This window comes from Vibrio sp. M60_M70 (genome assembly GCF_037162085.1).
Classification (GTDB): Bacteria; Pseudomonadota; Gammaproteobacteria; order Enterobacterales; family Vibrionaceae; genus Vibrio; species Vibrio diabolicus.
This window is the reverse complement of the sequence record NZ_JARLUL010000002.1, coordinates 178,220-193,548: the sequence shown is the minus strand read 5'-3', so window position 1 is coordinate 193,548 and position 15,329 is coordinate 178,220. Positions and strand designations below refer to the sequence as shown.

Below are 15,329 nucleotides of genomic sequence, written 5' to 3'. Positions count from 1 at the left end.
TTGGGTAAATCAATTTCTTACTTGATGAGAATTTGTGGCAAATACACCCTAGAAAACAAAAGGTTCGAGAGGCAATCTGATTGACTTAGGCACCTATCTCACGTTGAGCGCTTGCTCAATGAATGAGAAAGAGGAGAGTAAAGAGGTCTCATGAATCAGGTAATATCTATCGGCCCACAAGAGTCGTTTCTCGTCGCAATTTGCGTGTTATTTTTAGGGCAGTTCATTAACACCAAATTACCAACCTTAAAGAAATTCAATATCCCAGAGCCAATTGTTGGTGGTCTAGTGGTGGCTTGCGTGATCACGACCATGCACTTAAATGGTGTGGATGTATCATTTGATTTGCCACTGCAAAACACCTTTATGCTGATGTTTTTTGCGACGGTTGGCTTAGCCGCGAATTACACCCAACTGATTAAAGGCGGTGCGAAGGTTTTCATCTTCCTTGTTGTGGCATCGGTCTACATTCTTATCCAAAATGCGGTCGGCGTATCCTTAGCAACCGCATTGGGGTTAGATCCACTCATGGGGTTGATCGCCGGCTCTATTACGCTTTCTGGCGGACATGGAACTGGTGCGGCGTGGTCGCAAACTTTTCAAGAAATGTATGGTTTGCACAATGTCCTAGAAGTGGCGATGGCTTCTGCTACGTTTGGCTTGGTCATGGGCGGGATTATTGGCAGCCCTGTCGCGCAAAAGTTACTCAACAAGCACAACTTAGAATCGGAATACGGACGCACCAACCAAAGCCATCAGAGTTTCCCTGAATTGGTGACCTATAACGAACATGAAGAAGATCGTGTCACGGCGAAAAGAGTCGTCGAAAGCTTATCCATTATTTTGCTTTGCGTGACAGGCGCGAGCTATCTGGAGAGTTGGGTGAGCAGTTTTGGCATCAAGTGGTTGATGATCCCAGATTTTGTTTATGCGCTGTTTATTGGTGTTGTCATCACCAACATCATGGAAGTGACCAAGGTGCGCAAGGTTGATTTAGAAACCGTTGATATTCTTGGTACGGTTTCGCTATCGCTGTTCCTTGCCATGGCTCTGATGAGCTTGAAATTGTGGAATATCTTTGATCTTGCGATCCCATTCCTTATTATTCTTGCTATTCAGTCTGCCGTACTCGCGGTGTTCACTTATTACGTAACATTTCGCATGATGGGCGGTAATTACGATGCCGCGGTGATCGCCAGTGGACATTGTGGTTTCGGTTTAGGTGCCACACCGACTGCGGTCATGAATATGGGCTCTATCGTGAGTCGTTATGGTCCATCACCACAAGCATTTATGGTGGTACCAATTGTCGGTGCATTCTTCATCGACATTGTGAACTTAGTGATTTTGCAAGGCTGTATTGCTTTTATTAAATAGCCCCCGCTTCTTTCAACTTAACATAACAAAGCCAGTCCCTTGAGATTGGCTTTGTTATTTGTAACACGAAATCTTGTTTCTCTGACTTCAAGCCGTGAAATCAATACGTTACTATGATGACATAGTGTTCAGTTTTACAGCAGCATGAGGTACCCACATGTCTGAAAAAATATCGACGTCGGCATTAGCGAAAATGCGTAAGGTTGAAGCCAAGCTGTTGTTTGCCGATCTCAAACGTGCTGGCTACATTGTTCGCCAAGACGAAAAATGGATTCTGACGGAAGAAGGCGCCAAGTTTGGCGGCGAGTATGTGGATCACCCTAAATTTGGCCAGTTCATCGTCTGGCCGACCAATTTACATATTGAGCTGACTTCCAGCTCAGGGAAAACATTAAGCGCCACGCAGCTGGGTGAAAAGCTGAAACTGAATGCGAAGCGCATGAACCAACTGTTGAGTGAGTTGGGGTGGATCGCCAAATCTGAAGAAGGTTGGAGTGTCACTGAAGCTGGTATACGCGCTGGTGGCCAGCAAAGAACCGATAAAGAGACAAAAAATACCTTTGTCGTATGGCACGATGTGGTGCTGCGTAATAAGCGTCTTAAGCAGTCTGTCATTGAATTTTTAGGGCAAGATGCGGAGTCACACTCCACGGATAAATCGTACTCAAGCTTTCGCCAAAAGTTTGAAGCCAAACACCGAACATTAGATGGGCATTACGTGCGCTCTAAGGGAGAGTTGCTCATCGACAACTGGCTGTACTTGGCTGGTGTGGTGCACGCTTATGAACGTCAGCTGCCGATTGACCAAGATGTCACCAGTGATTTTTATTTGCCAGGCGGTAAAGTCTATTTACAGTTTTGGGGAAGTGATACTGGGGAGATGGCTGAGGCTGACCGTGAGACCATTCGTACTGTTTATGAGCAGCATCATTTTAACCTTATCGAAGTCGAACCGAGTGAACTAGACAAGTTAGATGAAGTGCTGCCTAAGCGTCTTCGTCAGTTTGGTATTAAAGCTTATTAACGACTTAAGCCCGCTGTTCAGATAAGAAAAAACCCGTGATTGATCACGGGTTTCGTATTTTTAGCGTGCATCTAGGCTGTCATTCTATGGATTAAAAACCTTTGATGTTTTCCGCTTCTAGCTCCGAGAAGTACTTCACTGTCTTCACTTTCAGTTCTTGTTGAGCTGGCTCGTCACATACGATCACTGCTTTAGGGTGAAGTTGAAGTGCAGAAACCGTCCATAGGTGGTTTACACAACCTTCTACTGCTGCTTCAAGTGCTTGAGCTTTGTTATGACCTGTTACCAGAATCATCACTTCTTCTGCGTCTAGCAGTGTACCCACACCGATAGTCAGTGCGTATTTAGGCACTTGGTTGATATCGCCGTCAAAGAAGCGAGAGTTCGCAATGCGAGTGTCTTCAGTCAGTGTCTTGATGCGAGTACGAGAAGAAAGAGATGACGCTGGCTCGTTGAACGCGATGTGACCGTCGTTACCCACGCCGCCCATGAACAGGTTGATCTTGCCGTAAGACTTAATTTTGTCTTCGTAACGCTTACATTCTGCGTCGTGATCGTCAGTGTTACCGTTCAGTAGGTTGATGTTTTCTTCTTGGATATCAATGTGATTAAAGAAGTTGTTGTACATGAACGAGCGGTAAGACTCTGGGTGATCTGCAGGGATGCCAATGTACTCATCCATGTTGAAAGTCACGACGTTTTTGAAGCTCACTTCGCCGGCTTGGTAAAGCTCGATTAGGGCTTTGTAGGTTGCTAGAGGAGTGCCACCAGTTGGTAGACCCAGAACGAATGGACGCTCAGCAGTAGGTTTAAAGTCGTTGATACGCTTAGCGATATGCGCAGCTGCCCACTTACCTACTTGTGCTGCTCGAGTTAACGGGATAAGTCTCATTTTGTGCCCCTAGTTATTGGAATTTACGATGTACCGAAACATTAATTCGCATTATAAAATAAGTAATGACGAACTGCTATTGTTTTAGGTCAAAATTTTGCTTTTTCTTTAACCAGTGTTGATTTTATCGACTGTTTTTATATCTAAATGCTTTTATAAGCCGATTTTTTACAAAGAAATTGCATTATGAAACTGACGAATTGATAGATAAAATTTATGATCTAAATTAAGTTCTGTCTTCGCACTTAACCTTGTTTTTTAACAACCTACAGAGTGTGAAACCGCACACGAACTTCAAATATTATGGGATGGACATGGCACGACGCTCATTCCTTAACCATAATTGAAATGTGTAAACCAGTGAGGAATTCGGTATGAAAAATGAGTTAGATCCGAGCAAAGTACTACAGGCTTACGAATGTGTGATGAACAACGGTACACCAACCGAATTTGGCAAAATGTATGAAGGTGTAGAAGCGTTTTCCGATTACGACGGGTACAACGTTTTCTTACGAGGGAATGGTGTTGAGCTAAAGGTTGGCTTCCACAATACCTATCAATTGGAGTACGACCAAGAGCACTTGAAAGAGAGCTTTTTGAAAAAGATCGCGATGCTTGCCAAGTAGACTAGCACTAAATACTAAAAAAGCCCTTGGGAGAACGCGCCCTTGGGCTTTAGGAGAAGAAATGAGCTTGTTTTTGCTCGCTCAGTCAAACCAAACGAGCTTTCGCCTATTACCTACTGCTAGAAAAAGGCGAGAATTAGTTTATTTGGTTATTAATCGTCTTCGACCAAACTCTCTTCAATGTAATCTTCTGTCGCGTCAGGCTTATTACGACCATTTAGCGTGTGGAAGCGCTTGCGACCACGAGCAAGTTGGGTGTACTTTAGCCACGTACGCTCAAGTTTTGTTTTTGCTTTGCCTGGGTTTTCTAGCACCTTGATGAAGTGTTTCTCTTCGCTATTTTCAGGTGTTAATTCGCCTGACTCTAAGCCAAGCATAGTATCCCCATAAATTGTTAGGATTTCCTCTTCCGAGAGAGTAAAATCGCCAGACTTTGCAAAGCCGCGTGGGAATTTTACGTTGTCGTAAAAACGTTTTTTGCCATGACGGAATTCAGTGTCAGACATGTCAACAGCCTCTGTAACCGTTATTGATGAATGTAGTGAACTACGGCGAAAATTAGGCGTAAAGCTAACAAAAGAAAAACAAAACTTTTTTGTCGTCATGATTTTAATTAGTTGTTAATCTGGTTTTATATTAACCAGGAGATGGTTTATGGATGTAAAAGTCTTTCGAACATTTTTAGAGCTGGCAAGGGTTCGTCACTTCGGACGCGCCGCTGAGAATCTTTATATTACCCAAGCTGCAGTGAGCGCACGTATCAAACAATTGGAAAGTTACTTCGATACGCAATTGTTTATTCGTGATCGAAATAACATAAAGTTGACCTCTGCAGGTGAGCGCTTAATAAGTTATGCAGAGGTGATGGTCACCACATTGCAACAAGCGAAGCTAGAGTTATCGCTTGAAGATGGCAAAGCGCTGCAATTAACGTTAGGCGGTACGCCAAATATTTGGGACGCTTACTTGCAGAACTGTTTAAGTGTCGTCACAGATTCATTTGGTGGTTATGGCTTCATGGCAGAAGTAATGGGGCGGGAAATGCTCAGTCGCAGCTTGCTAGAGCGCACGTTAGATATGGCATTTGCGTTCGACCAAATCAAAGCTGATGAGCTTAACTGCAAAAAAGTGGCCGATGTTGTTCTCGTTCTGGTATCGACTGAGAAAGACTCTTTAGATACCGTTTTTGAAAACAAATACGTGTATGTGGATTGGGGAACGCGCTTCTCATCAGAACATTCTGAACGTCACCCTAAGATCCCGGCTCCGTATCTGCGCACGTCAACGGCGCGCATTGCATTGGACTTTATTTTGGAGAAGGGCGGTGCCGCTTACTTACCCATCTCTCTGGTAGAGCCCTTTATCGCCAATGGGCAGCTTCACAAGGTGTCTGGCGTAGAAGATTGGTATCGCCCTATCTATTTGAGCTATCGTAAAGCTAGCTCGTCGGTAGACGCGATTAAGCAAGTGGAAGAAATTGTTAAAGAGATCGATCCACTGACGGCTTACAGTTTTCAGCAAATTGGTTCCGGCACTTCCGACGAATAGCGTTGAGTGAAAAGTCAGAGAAATTAAAAAGCCGCCTTGGAAAATCCAGGCGGCTTTCTTTTTATCTCGATGAATCGATAGTTATGGCAAGTCAAATAGCAGGGCGGTTGTGCTCTCGTTTGATGTATTGCGTAAAACAACCTTACTTTGCTGTTCGACCTTCGCGCCGTCGCCCGCCGTCAAGGTGGTATTGTCGATGCTAAGGCTTCCCGTTACTTGGTGAACGAATAAGTTTCTACCCGATTCTATCTCAAAGTTAAGTTCGCTATTTGGTTCAAGAATTAACTGATGTAATGTGGCATCTTGCTTAATAAGTAGCGTACCGTTTTCTCCTGTTGGAGTCGCGATAGTTGTTAGTCCAGGCGTGCGACCAAAGTCTTTTTGCTGATAACCTGGTTTGGTTCCAAATGTATTTGGCTGAATCCAAATTTGTAGGAAGCGCAGCGTGTCGCTGTTCGACGCATTGTACTCACTGTGGTAAATCCCTTTCCCTGCCGACATGAGTTGGAATTCCCCGGCAGGTAATGTTTTCACGTTACCTTCGCTGTCTTTGTGCGCGATAACACCTTCCAGCACATAGCTGATGATCTCCATATCACGATGGCCATGTGTATCAAAACCTGCGCCAGGTTGGACTACATCGTCATTAATGACTCTCAGCTCAGAAAAGCCCATATGTTGAGGATCGTAATAGCTACCGAAAGAAAACGTATGTTTGCTATCAAGCCAGCCAAAGTTTGCTCGACCTCGGTCTGCTGAATGTCTTACCGTAATCATAAGGCCTCCCTAAGAGAGCTTTTTGTTCAAGAAGTTATCTAGCGCGGCCTTACCTGCGCCAGAAAACGCCAGTGAAACACTTGCTGCCAGTAAAGCCAAGCCAAACTCGTAACCGTTGTTTGCCATGAACAAACCGTTTTCAAAGTGGACGGAGAATATCGCTACCACCATCGTGAACGCTAAAGCAACGGCTGCTGGGCGAGTTAGTAGGCCAAGCAAGATGAACAAGCCGCCAAAGAACTCTGCGCTGCCAGCAAGGAATGCCATTAGCACGCCAGGACCTAAACCGATAGATGCCATCCACTGACCTGTGCCTTCTAGCCCGTAGCCACCAAACCAGCCAAACAGCTTTTGTGCGCCGTGCGCCATAAAGATAATGCCGATTGGAACGCGAAGTGATAGTGCGCTGTAACCTGCGTTTGATGTGGTAATTTTCTGTAATAGTGCTTTCATGATTCTGTCCTCTGACTCTTTTCAATGAGTGGGAAGCGTGTGCTCCCGTGCTGTTGAGAACAGTTTAGGTGGCGGTGAGAATAAAAATAACGGGAGTATTTTGATAAACTCGTTCTAAAAAATTGAATAATGGATTTTTGTTATTTTTAATCAGTTGCTTGAGTGTTTTTTATGAGTTTTTTTATGCCAGTTTTGTCGTGTTTTAAATCAGGCTCCATCATTATTTTCGATAAACATTTTTGCTGTTAAACAAAAAAAGAGCACAGGTTGCTGTGCTCTATTGCTTTCGCTATTAACAAGGGAGAAAGGTGTGTTAAAGAAAACCGTCAGAGGTTCATTAAGCTCTCTAGTGACTCCTCTACATTGTTGTAGTGATAGGTTCGAATATTACGTCCATCCGTGGCATTAATTTGAATTTCTGAGATCTCGTTATCTGAGTCTCGTTCGATAATTCCAATTGAATGATCTACGGATTTACTGGTAATAACCTTTTGGTTTCTTAGTACAATTACGCAAGTGTGTAAGTCCATGCCAATTCCCTTTAGCCGACGTTGTTGTGATGTTCTGAATCTAACTTTAGTGTACAAAAGCGCTAATGCCAATAAATCTCAATATTGAGTTCCGAAAATGGCTAATGGTAGGCGCTTAAGCAAGCTACAATAACACTATATTGAACGATGCCTATGAACAATAAATGACAAAAGGCATGAGCAAGGAAAGCACTATGTTTATTCACCCCCATACCTCACTGACTTTCGAGCAGTGTCATAAGGCGCGAGTCGCGCGAGACAGCCGCTTTGATGGGCGATTTTATGTGGCTGTGAAAACAACGGGGATCTTTTGTCGCCCAATTTGTCCGGCTAATTTACCTAAAGAAGAAAATGTAGAGTACTTCACCGATAAAGCGCAAGCTCTCCAAGCGGGGTACCGTCCATGTTTGCGCTGTCGACCTGATAGCGCGCCGGGTTCCTGGGCATGGAAAGGCGTAGAAACGACCTTTCAACGAGCGATTTCGTTAATTGATCGAGGGGAGTTGCATCACCACTCGGTGTCTGAGCTAGCAGGGCGTGTTGGGATTTCGGATCGCTACTTACGTATGTTGTTTGAGCAGTATCTAGGCATGTCACCCAAGCAGTATGCGCAATATCAACAATTAATGTTCGCCAAACAGTTACTTCATTCCAGTTCTATGTCGGTCACGGAAGTAGGCTTCGCCGCCGGTTTTAATAGTACACGCCGCTTTAACGATGCTTTCCAAAAGTTTCTCAAATTGACGCCTTCTCAAGTCCGTCGCAAAGAGTTTGACGGTATGGGTAGCAATCGAATTGCCTTGCCTTATCGAGGTGAATTGAATTGGCAGCACATGTTGAACTTCTACCGTTTACGAGCGATTGAGGGGGTTGAGCTGGTGAGTGATGAGAGTTATCAGCGCAACGTTTGTCTGGATACCAGTAAAGCATGGTTTAAAGCGACCAAAGGTGAAGGGTACCTAGAGCTAGCGTTTGAAATTGAAGATGTAACGAAGCTGCAAAACTTGGTGTCTGACATTCGTCGTATGTTCGATCTTGACGCCGATATTTGTACTGTCGAGCAGCATTTGGATTATGTTGCTCCCGGGCTCGTGTCGAGTAAAGGTATTCGGATTCCTGGTGTATGGAATGCATGGGAGGCTGGAGTTCGAGCGATTTTAGGCCAACAAGTGTCGGTTAAAGCGGCGATTGGTCAACTTAACTTATTGGTGACCACACTTAGTGGAGAGTCAGAAAAACGCTTTTTCCCGACACCAGATGCGATAGCTAATACCGACGTGAGCTTTTTGCGCATGCCGCAAAGCCGTAAAGAGACGCTAGTGCGCTTCGCCCAGTTCATGCAGGACAACTCAGAAACCGACCCCCAGCAGTGGCTAGCTTTGAAAGGCATTGGACCTTGGACAGTCAGTTATGCTCAACTGCGAGGGCAATCTCAACCCGATTGCTTTTTAGATAAAGACTTGGTGGTGAAAAAGGCGATGCAGCGTTACCCATCACTGAATATGCACACTGCGGCCCCTTGGGGAAGCTACGCGACGTTTCACTTATGGAATCAATCATGAAAACATTTTATACCGAAATGCCGAGCCCATTAGGAACGGTGACCATCCAATCTAACGCAGAGGGCTTGCTTGGCATTTGGTTTGAAACATGCACCACTAAGCCGAGTGAACTGGGAGCGCGAGACGATCAACACCCGATTTTGCGCCAAGCTGTTACCCAGTTGAATGAATACTTTTCTGGCCTACGCAATGAATTTGAGCTGCCTTTGGCGGCTACAGGCACGGATTTTCAAAATCAAGTTTGGCAGGCACTAACGACCATTCCATACGGCGAGACGTGGAGCTATCAAGATCTCGCCAACGCGATTGGCAACCCTAAAGCTGTGCGCGCTGTTGGGTTGGCAAACGGAAAAAATCCTATTTCTATCGTGGTGCCTTGTCATCGCGTTATTGGCAAAAGCGGTAAATTGACAGGGTATGCTGGTGGAGTAGAGCGCAAGCAACGTTTACTTGCGTTGGAGCAAGGTACACCGCTTTAAGTGAGGCGATTCTCATATTGTGACTAAGCGTGCTGCACAGGGGAAACGATAGTGTAGAGTTTCATATTCGTTATACGAATAGAAAAAGGATAATAAGGACATGCCTTTCAAAACGGATTTTGATGCATTCATAAGTGAGTGTTGGCAGCATCACGAAGCACAGCCCGAACAAACTTATGCTCAATTGGAAACGGCTCTGAGTGAGGTGGAAAACGTTAGCCACATCGAGCGAATATTCGCATTGATGCTGCACACCGCGATTGGTCACCTCCAGTGCCCAGAACAGTTTCTTACCTGTTTAGAGCACTTTGATGAACGCAAGGTTGCCGAGAGTTCGGCATTGCAACGCAGTATTGCCGTTGCGCGCTACTTCGTAGATGGCACTGACTGTGTGGGGTTGTTAGCAGAGCAAGACCAACGCCGAGTTTACGCTCTGATTTCGAATGAGCTTTCTGCGCTTGCTCAGCTTGAACTGGCGAGCCAATGGCTGGAGAAAGCCGCGCTAGGTATGACGCCACAAGATGCTGAAGGGCCGCTAGCACGCTCTATCGCAATCACAGCAAACAACTTGGCGTGTCAGTATGAAGCGCTGGCTGAGCGCACGGATGTGGAAAAATCGAGGATGCTAGAAGCGGCGAAGCTCGCGTTGGATTACTGGAAAGTGGCGGGTGGTTGGATGCAAGAAGAACGTGCTGAGTATCGCTTAGCGATGAGTTTACTCAAAGCGGGTGAAGCCGGACAAGCCAAGCAGCATGCCGAGCGCTGCGAAGCCATTTGTCAGCAAAATGGTGGTGACGCGTTTGAGCTGTTTCATGCGCATGATTTGCTGATGCAAGTGCACTTCCATCTTAGCCAGAAATATAAAGCTCAAGTGGATGTGGGGATGCAGCAATACTGCACAACGAGTTAGTTGACATGATCTCAACGTTGAATAAAAAAGCCCCGAGCGAATGGCTCGGGGCTCATATTTTGTAAGTTCACTCATTACACGATGTTGATTATGCTATTTGCGCTTTTGCCTGATATCGTCCTGGTTTATGGTTCATCGCCAAAATCAAGTTTGTCGCCACGGCACCTAGGACGGATAGAGCGATAAGGTGCACATCCACAATAAACAGCGACATCACTACGATGGCACAATCGAGCGCCATCTGAACTTTACCAGCTCGAATCCCAAAACGTTCCTGAAGGTACAACGCTAGAATGTTAAAACCGCCTAAACTCATCTTGTGACGGAAAATCACCAACATACCTATTCCAATTAACCCACCACCTAGAAGTGCTGCATAGAAAGGTTCGATTCGTGAAATTTCAATCACATGGTGCAGATGATCGACCGCAAAAGAAACAATCGAGACCGCAATGAAAGTATTAATGGTGAAGCGCCATCCCATGCGCATTACAGACAAAATATAAAAAGGGAGGTTGAGAGCGAAAAATATCTGACCAAAGCTGAAGTCACTCACTTTGGTAAGGAAGATCGCCAAACCAGCCGTACCGCCGGTGAGCAATCCTACTTTGCTGAAAAATATTACCCCAAGCGACACTAACGCACTGCCGAGCGTCAGAGCCAAGAGGTTCTCTCTTAGGCTATGATCTTTATCCATAAAATTTTTTCCTTGGTTTAAAAACCGCGCCGGAGACAACACGTCCATCCAACGAGATAAACAGTTGCCAAAATAGCAACTAACAAATCGGCCAATAAAATGTCGCGAAAAGTGATGAATGTCGAGTTTTTGGACAAGATTGTGCTGATGCTAGCCTGTTTAACATAATGTACACAGGTAGAAAAACAACAAGGAAAAGTTATGATTAAGAAAGTCGGCACTACTCAAATCAACGCATTACATCGACTGAGTTGTCACTGCGGAAAAGTTGAGCTGGAACTTGCCTTACCTAATGGTATTGAGAAGCCGAGGCGATGTGATTGCTCCATGTGTCGACGTCGCGGCGCGATTGTGGCATCTGTGCCTCTGAATGGTATTCGTATCGTGCAAGGCGAAGACGTTTTGAAGCTGTATCAATTTAACACTCGCACAGCGAAGCACTTTTTCTGTGGCGAATGTGGTATTTATACGCACCATCAGCGTCGCTCTGACCCGAGTGAATACGGCTACAATGTCGGCTGTTTAGAGGGCGTCAACCCATATGAATTGGGAACTATCGAAGTGATGGATGGCGTTAACCACCCATCAGACCGTTAGGCCGCATAGCAAGTGAAGAACGTGAGTTGCGGTGCTTAGGTAAATAAACCGCTATTCATCCACAAATGCACTGCAATACTGGCGGCATAACCCAAGGCGATGACGGGAGCCCACTTTAGGTGGCCAAAGAAGGTGTATTGTCCACGCGCGGCTCCCATTAATGCGACACCTGCCGCAGAGCCAATTGAAAGCAAGCTGCCCCCACACCCGCAGTCAATGTGACAAGTAACCAGTTCCCCATCGACATGCTTGGTTCCATGGTCAGTACAGCAAACATAACCGGAATGTTATCGACGATGGCAGATAGAACACCAACCATCACGTTGGCCCAGATAGGGTTCCATTGGTTGTACATGACGTTTGAAACCAGTTCGAGATAGCCAAGTAAGCTCAAACCGCCGACACACATCACTACGCCGTAGAAGAACAGCAAGGTATCCCATTCTGCGCGAGATACACGGTGGAACACGTCAAACGGAACGACTGAACCTAAGCGTTTTAATGCGTGATCGTCGCCATTGGCAATTGCCATGGCCGCTTTTTTTGCCAAAGAATGTTTGAGTGTTTGGCGTAAGAAATAACCGAAAAATTGTAGGTAAGCCAAGCCCATCATCATGCCCATAACGGGTGGGAAGTGCAGTAAAGCGTGGAAAGAGACTGCGGTGGCAATCGTCAGAATGAATAGTGCGACAATACGTCTCGCGCCGCGTTTCAGTTCTACGTGTTGGTGAATCGTATTCGGTTTGGTGTTTGGAACAAAGAGTGACATCAAAAACGCAGGAACCAAATAGTTCACCAGTGACGGGACGAATAACGGGATGAATTCAGCAAAGCTGACATGCCCGGCTTGCCACACCATCAGGGTCGTAATGTCACCAAACGGGCTGAATGCACCGCCAGCGTTGGCAGCGATAACAATGTTGATACAGGCAAGATTCACGAATCTAGGATTATCACCAGAGACTTTCATCACCACAGCGCACATCAAGAGGGCTGTGGTTAAGTTATCGGCAATCGGTGAAATAATAAAGGCGAGAAACCCCGTCAGCCAAAACAGCTTTTTGAAGCCAAAGCCTTTGCCGACCATCCACGCCTGTAAGGCATCGAAGAGTTTGCGCTCTTCCATAGCATTGATGTAAGTCATCGCTACTAACAAAAACAGCAGCAGTTCCGCGTATTCCAACAAGTTGTGCTCTAGTGCGGATTTGGCGATTTCTGGCTGGTTGTGTTGAGCAAAGGTGTAGCCAATTAGAATCCAAATTAACCCTGCAGCGAGTAGCACAGGCTTGGATTTTCTCATTTTCAGATACTCTTCCAACATAACCAGTATGTAAGCAATCGAAAAGATAATGAGAGCCGCGTAACCGACACCAGAATTAACAAGGTTCAGTTCATTGGTGGGGGCAGCAAAGGTGGCGCTAGAGAACAACAAACAGCAGAAAGCTACAATTGGATAGATTGGCATAGACATTTCTCCTTTGTCTGGTTGGAGAAATATTAGCCACAAATTAATGAGTTAGTTGTGAGAGAGCTCGAATTAACAGTAGGAGTTAGGAAATGATAGTGTGCGCCACTATTTTCTGAGTGACGCAATGCTTGCTGCGCCAAATAAAACCACAGCGGCATATAAACCGTAAGTTAACCAATGGCTAATCTCTAAAAAAGGAACGAGTCCTTGACCTGCCCACATACAGCCTCCGTTTAATGAGCAATGTTGTAATAGTCGGGCCAATTTAAAGGAAATGAACAATGTTTTTTGTGAGTGACGGCAAATTCTGAAGGATTAGAAAGTCAAAAATTGGTCAGTGAGAGAGAAATCTCATTTTTAACTGGTTAGCTCTAACCCTTTTGAGTTAGAGCTAGCTATATCGAGCGCTGAATGGATTTAGCGCAGCAGCCATTTTCTCAACGGTGAAGCCTCAATTGCTTTCACAAGCAGTATGGTTGCGACAATCGTTGCAGGATAAATAAACACATCTTTCTCAAGGTGTTGCAACCCGATAAATCCAGCGACATTCATCATAATAATTATCACAAGCAGATGGCTAACATAAATGCCTAACACGCTAGGAGATAGTTTGAATACCCAAGGCATATCGCCAAAATGTGGGTGGACTAACAGCCACATGAAGACACCCACGGCCCAGATAACAGTACCAAACAGGAAGTCGTGAGAATTAAAAGCGACCTCGTGTTGCATTAGCCAATAAGCTTCACCAAAGTGCAGCGCCATACCAAGAAGAATGCATCGAATCGTATTGTTTCGCGACCATCGCCACTGTTCTTCTCGTGCTAGATAACCCAGTGTTACCAGCAACGTACTGAAAAACGGCCCATTACGAGTAAAGAAAGGCGCTGGCAGATCGGTAATGGTCGAATAACTGCCAGCAAACACGCCGTATATGTATAGCAATACGGCGGTTGGCAGTACCAATTGAGCCATATTGATATGCACGAGGAAGGCAATTAAGGCAACGGCAATGACCAGAGCTGGAATAAACCACAGGTGAACGAGCCCGCCTTCGACGAGTGAATTGAACGGGGTCGACATTAAGTAGCTCCAGTAGCCCTGCCTTTCGGCGAGATACCCCGCCTCAGCGACAGTTTGCCACTGGAATGGCATCAATAAACTGATCACGCTCCAAATGAGCCAAACCTTCATCAGTGGCTTGGCGTAGTTTTTTAGTGTTTCGATAGGTGCGCGGCTTAACTTGGGCTGGATAAGATAACCAGAAATGAGAAAAAACAGTGGCACAGCAAAACGAGCCAATTGGTTGAGTATATAGCCAACCCACGGTATTCCATCCCATTGCCAGTATGTCAGGGCCATCTGGCAGTGCAATCCTATAATTGCAAACATCGCAATAATACGCGCAAACTCTAAGCTGGCTATTTTTTGTTTCTTTGCCATTACATTACTTACCTAAATAAAAAAACTTAGGTGAAAGTAGCAGGTTGTGGCTGAATTAATGCGTGAAAAAGTCAACAGACTCACGCTTACACTGAAGCTGTGTTTAAATTTAAGACTTACTTCAAACTTCTTAATTATTAACCCATTAACCAACTCAATACGTGATTAGCGAGTCGAAAATGACACTAATGTATGGTTAGACCAGTTAACTCTAGATTGCAAAAAAGAACGATCGTGCTAAAAATAAGATTATGCAAAAAGGAAAAGTGACAAAAGAGTTTATTCTGCAACGGGCTTTTGAGATCGCCAGCGAAGACGGATTAGAAAGTCTTACGATTGGTGAGTTAGCCAAGCAATGCGGTATGTCGAAAAGTGGTCTGTTTGCCCACTTCAATTCGAAGTTGAATTTACAACTATCGGTATTGGAGCACGCCAATAAAGTGTTCGCCGCCCGAGTTATTGAGCCTGTTCGTGAAGCAGGGGATGGCAATATCGAACGTAAAATTCGAGGGTTGCTCGACTCTTGGATGACTTGGAACCACGCATTTCAAGGAAGTTGTATGTTTCTAGACGCTTGGAATGACACGGCAGATAAAGATTGCCCACTTCAGGCCGGACTGCGTAAATCCATAGACACTTGGCTGAGCTACTTGGAGATCCAAATAACGAAAGGCAAAGAGAAGCAAGAATTTGCAGCAGACTTAGATACACGCCAAGCAACGTTTGATTTATACGGTCTTTATTTGAGTGCGCATGTTTTTTACTCAATTAAAGGTGAGGAAGAAAGCTTGCGCCTGTTTTGGCAAGGGATCGACAACTTATTTTCTCGCTGGAAAGGCTGATACCAGTTATTCGCTTTCCAGATTTGTAGACATAAATCATAAAGAGCGGCTGAGTTCGCTCTTTCTTATCAGTATAAAAAGCACGACCGTTCTATTTTTGTGCT

The 15,329-nt window shown here is 45.2% G+C and carries 16 protein-coding genes and 1 pseudogene; 9 read left to right on the top strand and 8 right to left on the bottom strand.

Going from position 1 to position 15,329, the window contains the following annotated elements; translation table 11 throughout:
- Positions 1-150 precede the first annotated feature (150 nt).
- Positions 151-1,377: a sodium/glutamate symporter gene (gene gltS / locus P4S59_RS16705; RefSeq protein ID WP_167427134.1), complete on the top strand. Its 1,227-nt coding sequence runs from the start codon at positions 151-153 to the stop codon at positions 1,375-1,377.
- Between the two features lie 157 nt (positions 1,378-1,534).
- A complete protein-coding gene (locus P4S59_RS16700; RefSeq protein WP_182019705.1) occupies positions 1,535-2,401 on the top strand; it encodes a glycerol kinase in 867 nt (288 codons plus the stop codon).
- A gap of 91 nt (positions 2,402-2,492) precedes the next feature.
- Here the strand turns inward: P4S59_RS16700 and nagB are convergent, their stop codons facing one another.
- Positions 2,493-3,293, bottom strand: a complete 801-nt coding sequence (gene nagB, locus P4S59_RS16695; protein ID WP_006740926.1) for a glucosamine-6-phosphate deaminase — start codon at positions 3,291-3,293, stop codon at positions 2,493-2,495.
- Positions 3,294-3,667: 374 nt separating this feature from the next.
- Here nagB and P4S59_RS16690 point away from each other — a divergent pair, with 374 nt between their 5' ends.
- Positions 3,668-3,919 (top strand): DUF3081 domain-containing protein, encoded by a 252-nt coding sequence (locus P4S59_RS16690; RefSeq protein ID WP_005392042.1) that lies wholly within the window; start codon positions 3,668-3,670, stop codon positions 3,917-3,919.
- Positions 3,920-4,071: 152 nt separating this feature from the next.
- Here P4S59_RS16690 and P4S59_RS16685 read toward each other — a convergent pair whose 3' ends face one another.
- Positions 4,072-4,425, bottom strand: a complete 354-nt coding sequence (locus P4S59_RS16685) for a DUF413 domain-containing protein (RefSeq protein WP_005392041.1) — start codon at positions 4,423-4,425, stop codon at positions 4,072-4,074.
- A 148-nt stretch (positions 4,426-4,573) separates the two neighbouring features.
- Between P4S59_RS16685 and P4S59_RS16680 the strand changes: the two genes are divergently transcribed.
- Positions 4,574-5,467, top strand: a complete 894-nt coding sequence (locus tag P4S59_RS16680; protein ID WP_006740927.1) for a LysR family transcriptional regulator — start codon at positions 4,574-4,576, stop codon at positions 5,465-5,467.
- 81 nt (positions 5,468-5,548) lie between these two features.
- Here P4S59_RS16680 and P4S59_RS16675 read toward each other — a convergent pair whose 3' ends face one another.
- From P4S59_RS16675 to P4S59_RS16665, 3 genes are all read right to left on the bottom strand, one after another.
- Positions 5,549-6,244, bottom strand: a complete 696-nt coding sequence (locus P4S59_RS16675) for a pirin family protein (protein ID WP_337168710.1) — start codon at positions 6,242-6,244, stop codon at positions 5,549-5,551.
- 9 nt (positions 6,245-6,253) lie between these two features.
- Complete coding sequence (locus P4S59_RS16670; protein WP_005392037.1) at positions 6,254-6,697, bottom strand: DoxX family protein; 444 nt, start codon at positions 6,695-6,697, stop codon at positions 6,254-6,256.
- 326 nt (positions 6,698-7,023) lie between these two features.
- Positions 7,024-7,227 (bottom strand): hypothetical protein, encoded by a 204-nt coding sequence (locus P4S59_RS16665; protein WP_017633816.1) that lies wholly within the window; start codon positions 7,225-7,227, stop codon positions 7,024-7,026.
- A gap of 194 nt (positions 7,228-7,421) precedes the next feature.
- Between P4S59_RS16665 and P4S59_RS16660 the strand changes: the two genes are divergently transcribed.
- From P4S59_RS16660 to P4S59_RS16650, 3 genes are all read left to right on the top strand, one after another.
- On the top strand, positions 7,422-8,789 hold the full coding sequence (locus P4S59_RS16660; RefSeq protein WP_337168709.1) for an AlkA N-terminal domain-containing protein: 1,368 nt from the start codon (positions 7,422-7,424) through the stop codon (positions 8,787-8,789).
- Positions 8,786-9,268 (top strand): methylated-DNA--[protein]-cysteine S-methyltransferase, encoded by a 483-nt coding sequence (locus P4S59_RS16655; protein WP_006740931.1) that lies wholly within the window; start codon positions 8,786-8,788, stop codon positions 9,266-9,268. The genes P4S59_RS16660 and P4S59_RS16655 overlap by 4 nt, the downstream gene beginning before the upstream one ends.
- Before the next feature lie 100 nt (positions 9,269-9,368).
- Complete coding sequence (locus P4S59_RS16650; protein ID WP_337168708.1) at positions 9,369-10,178, top strand: hypothetical protein; 810 nt, start codon at positions 9,369-9,371, stop codon at positions 10,176-10,178.
- Between the two features lie 88 nt (positions 10,179-10,266).
- Here the strand turns inward: P4S59_RS16650 and P4S59_RS16645 are convergent, their stop codons facing one another.
- On the bottom strand, positions 10,267-10,875 hold the full coding sequence (locus tag P4S59_RS16645; protein ID WP_006740933.1) for a YitT family protein: 609 nt from the start codon (positions 10,873-10,875) through the stop codon (positions 10,267-10,269).
- A 201-nt stretch (positions 10,876-11,076) separates the two neighbouring features.
- Between P4S59_RS16645 and P4S59_RS16640 the strand changes: the two genes are divergently transcribed.
- On the top strand, positions 11,077-11,472 hold the full coding sequence (locus P4S59_RS16640; protein ID WP_006740934.1) for a GFA family protein: 396 nt from the start codon (positions 11,077-11,079) through the stop codon (positions 11,470-11,472).
- 35 nt (positions 11,473-11,507) lie between these two features.
- Here the strand turns inward: P4S59_RS16640 and nhaD are convergent.
- Positions 11,508-12,937: pseudogene (gene nhaD / locus P4S59_RS16635) on the bottom strand (sodium:proton antiporter NhaD).
- A gap of 420 nt (positions 12,938-13,357) precedes the next feature.
- Positions 13,358-14,383, bottom strand: a complete 1,026-nt coding sequence (locus P4S59_RS16630) for an acyltransferase (RefSeq protein ID WP_337168707.1) — start codon at positions 14,381-14,383, stop codon at positions 13,358-13,360.
- A gap of 251 nt (positions 14,384-14,634) precedes the next feature.
- Between P4S59_RS16630 and P4S59_RS16625 the strand changes: the two genes are divergently transcribed.
- A complete protein-coding gene (locus P4S59_RS16625; protein ID WP_005392013.1) occupies positions 14,635-15,225 on the top strand; it encodes a TetR/AcrR family transcriptional regulator in 591 nt (196 codons plus the stop codon).
- The last annotated feature ends 104 nt before the right edge of the window (positions 15,226-15,329 follow it).

What these genes read in the sequence shown, in the direction of transcription:
- P4S59_RS16675 (WP_337168710.1), bottom strand. Translation starts at nt 6,244, where the DNA reads ATGATTACGGTAAGACATTCAGCAGACCGAGGTCGAGCAAACTTTGGC.
- P4S59_RS16690 (WP_005392042.1), top strand. Translation starts at nt 3,668, where the DNA reads ATGAAAAATGAGTTAGATCCGAGCAAAGTACTACAGGCTTACGAATGT.
- P4S59_RS16670 (WP_005392037.1), bottom strand. Translation starts at nt 6,697, where the DNA reads ATGAAAGCACTATTACAGAAAATTACCACATCAAACGCAGGTTACAGC.
- P4S59_RS16640 (WP_006740934.1), top strand. Translation starts at nt 11,077, where the DNA reads ATGATTAAGAAAGTCGGCACTACTCAAATCAACGCATTACATCGACTG.
- P4S59_RS16665 (WP_017633816.1), bottom strand. Translation starts at nt 7,227, where the DNA reads ATGGACTTACACACTTGCGTAATTGTACTAAGAAACCAAAAGGTTATT.
- P4S59_RS16655 (WP_006740931.1), top strand. Translation starts at nt 8,786, where the DNA reads ATGAAAACATTTTATACCGAAATGCCGAGCCCATTAGGAACGGTGACC.
- P4S59_RS16680 (WP_006740927.1), top strand. Translation starts at nt 4,574, where the DNA reads ATGGATGTAAAAGTCTTTCGAACATTTTTAGAGCTGGCAAGGGTTCGT.
- P4S59_RS16645 (WP_006740933.1), bottom strand. Translation starts at nt 10,875, where the DNA reads ATGGATAAAGATCATAGCCTAAGAGAGAACCTCTTGGCTCTGACGCTC.
- P4S59_RS16630 (WP_337168707.1), bottom strand. Translation starts at nt 14,383, where the DNA reads ATGGCAAAGAAACAAAAAATAGCCAGCTTAGAGTTTGCGCGTATTATT.
- P4S59_RS16700 (WP_182019705.1), top strand. Translation starts at nt 1,535, where the DNA reads ATGTCTGAAAAAATATCGACGTCGGCATTAGCGAAAATGCGTAAGGTT.
- P4S59_RS16650 (WP_337168708.1), top strand. Translation starts at nt 9,369, where the DNA reads ATGCCTTTCAAAACGGATTTTGATGCATTCATAAGTGAGTGTTGGCAG.
- nagB (WP_006740926.1), bottom strand. Translation starts at nt 3,293, where the DNA reads ATGAGACTTATCCCGTTAACTCGAGCAGCACAAGTAGGTAAGTGGGCA.
- P4S59_RS16660 (WP_337168709.1), top strand. Translation starts at nt 7,422, where the DNA reads ATGTTTATTCACCCCCATACCTCACTGACTTTCGAGCAGTGTCATAAG.
- P4S59_RS16685 (WP_005392041.1), bottom strand. Translation starts at nt 4,425, where the DNA reads ATGTCTGACACTGAATTCCGTCATGGCAAAAAACGTTTTTACGACAAC.
- gltS (WP_167427134.1), top strand. Translation starts at nt 151, where the DNA reads ATGAATCAGGTAATATCTATCGGCCCACAAGAGTCGTTTCTCGTCGCA.
- P4S59_RS16625 (WP_005392013.1), top strand. Translation starts at nt 14,635, where the DNA reads ATGCAAAAAGGAAAAGTGACAAAAGAGTTTATTCTGCAACGGGCTTTT.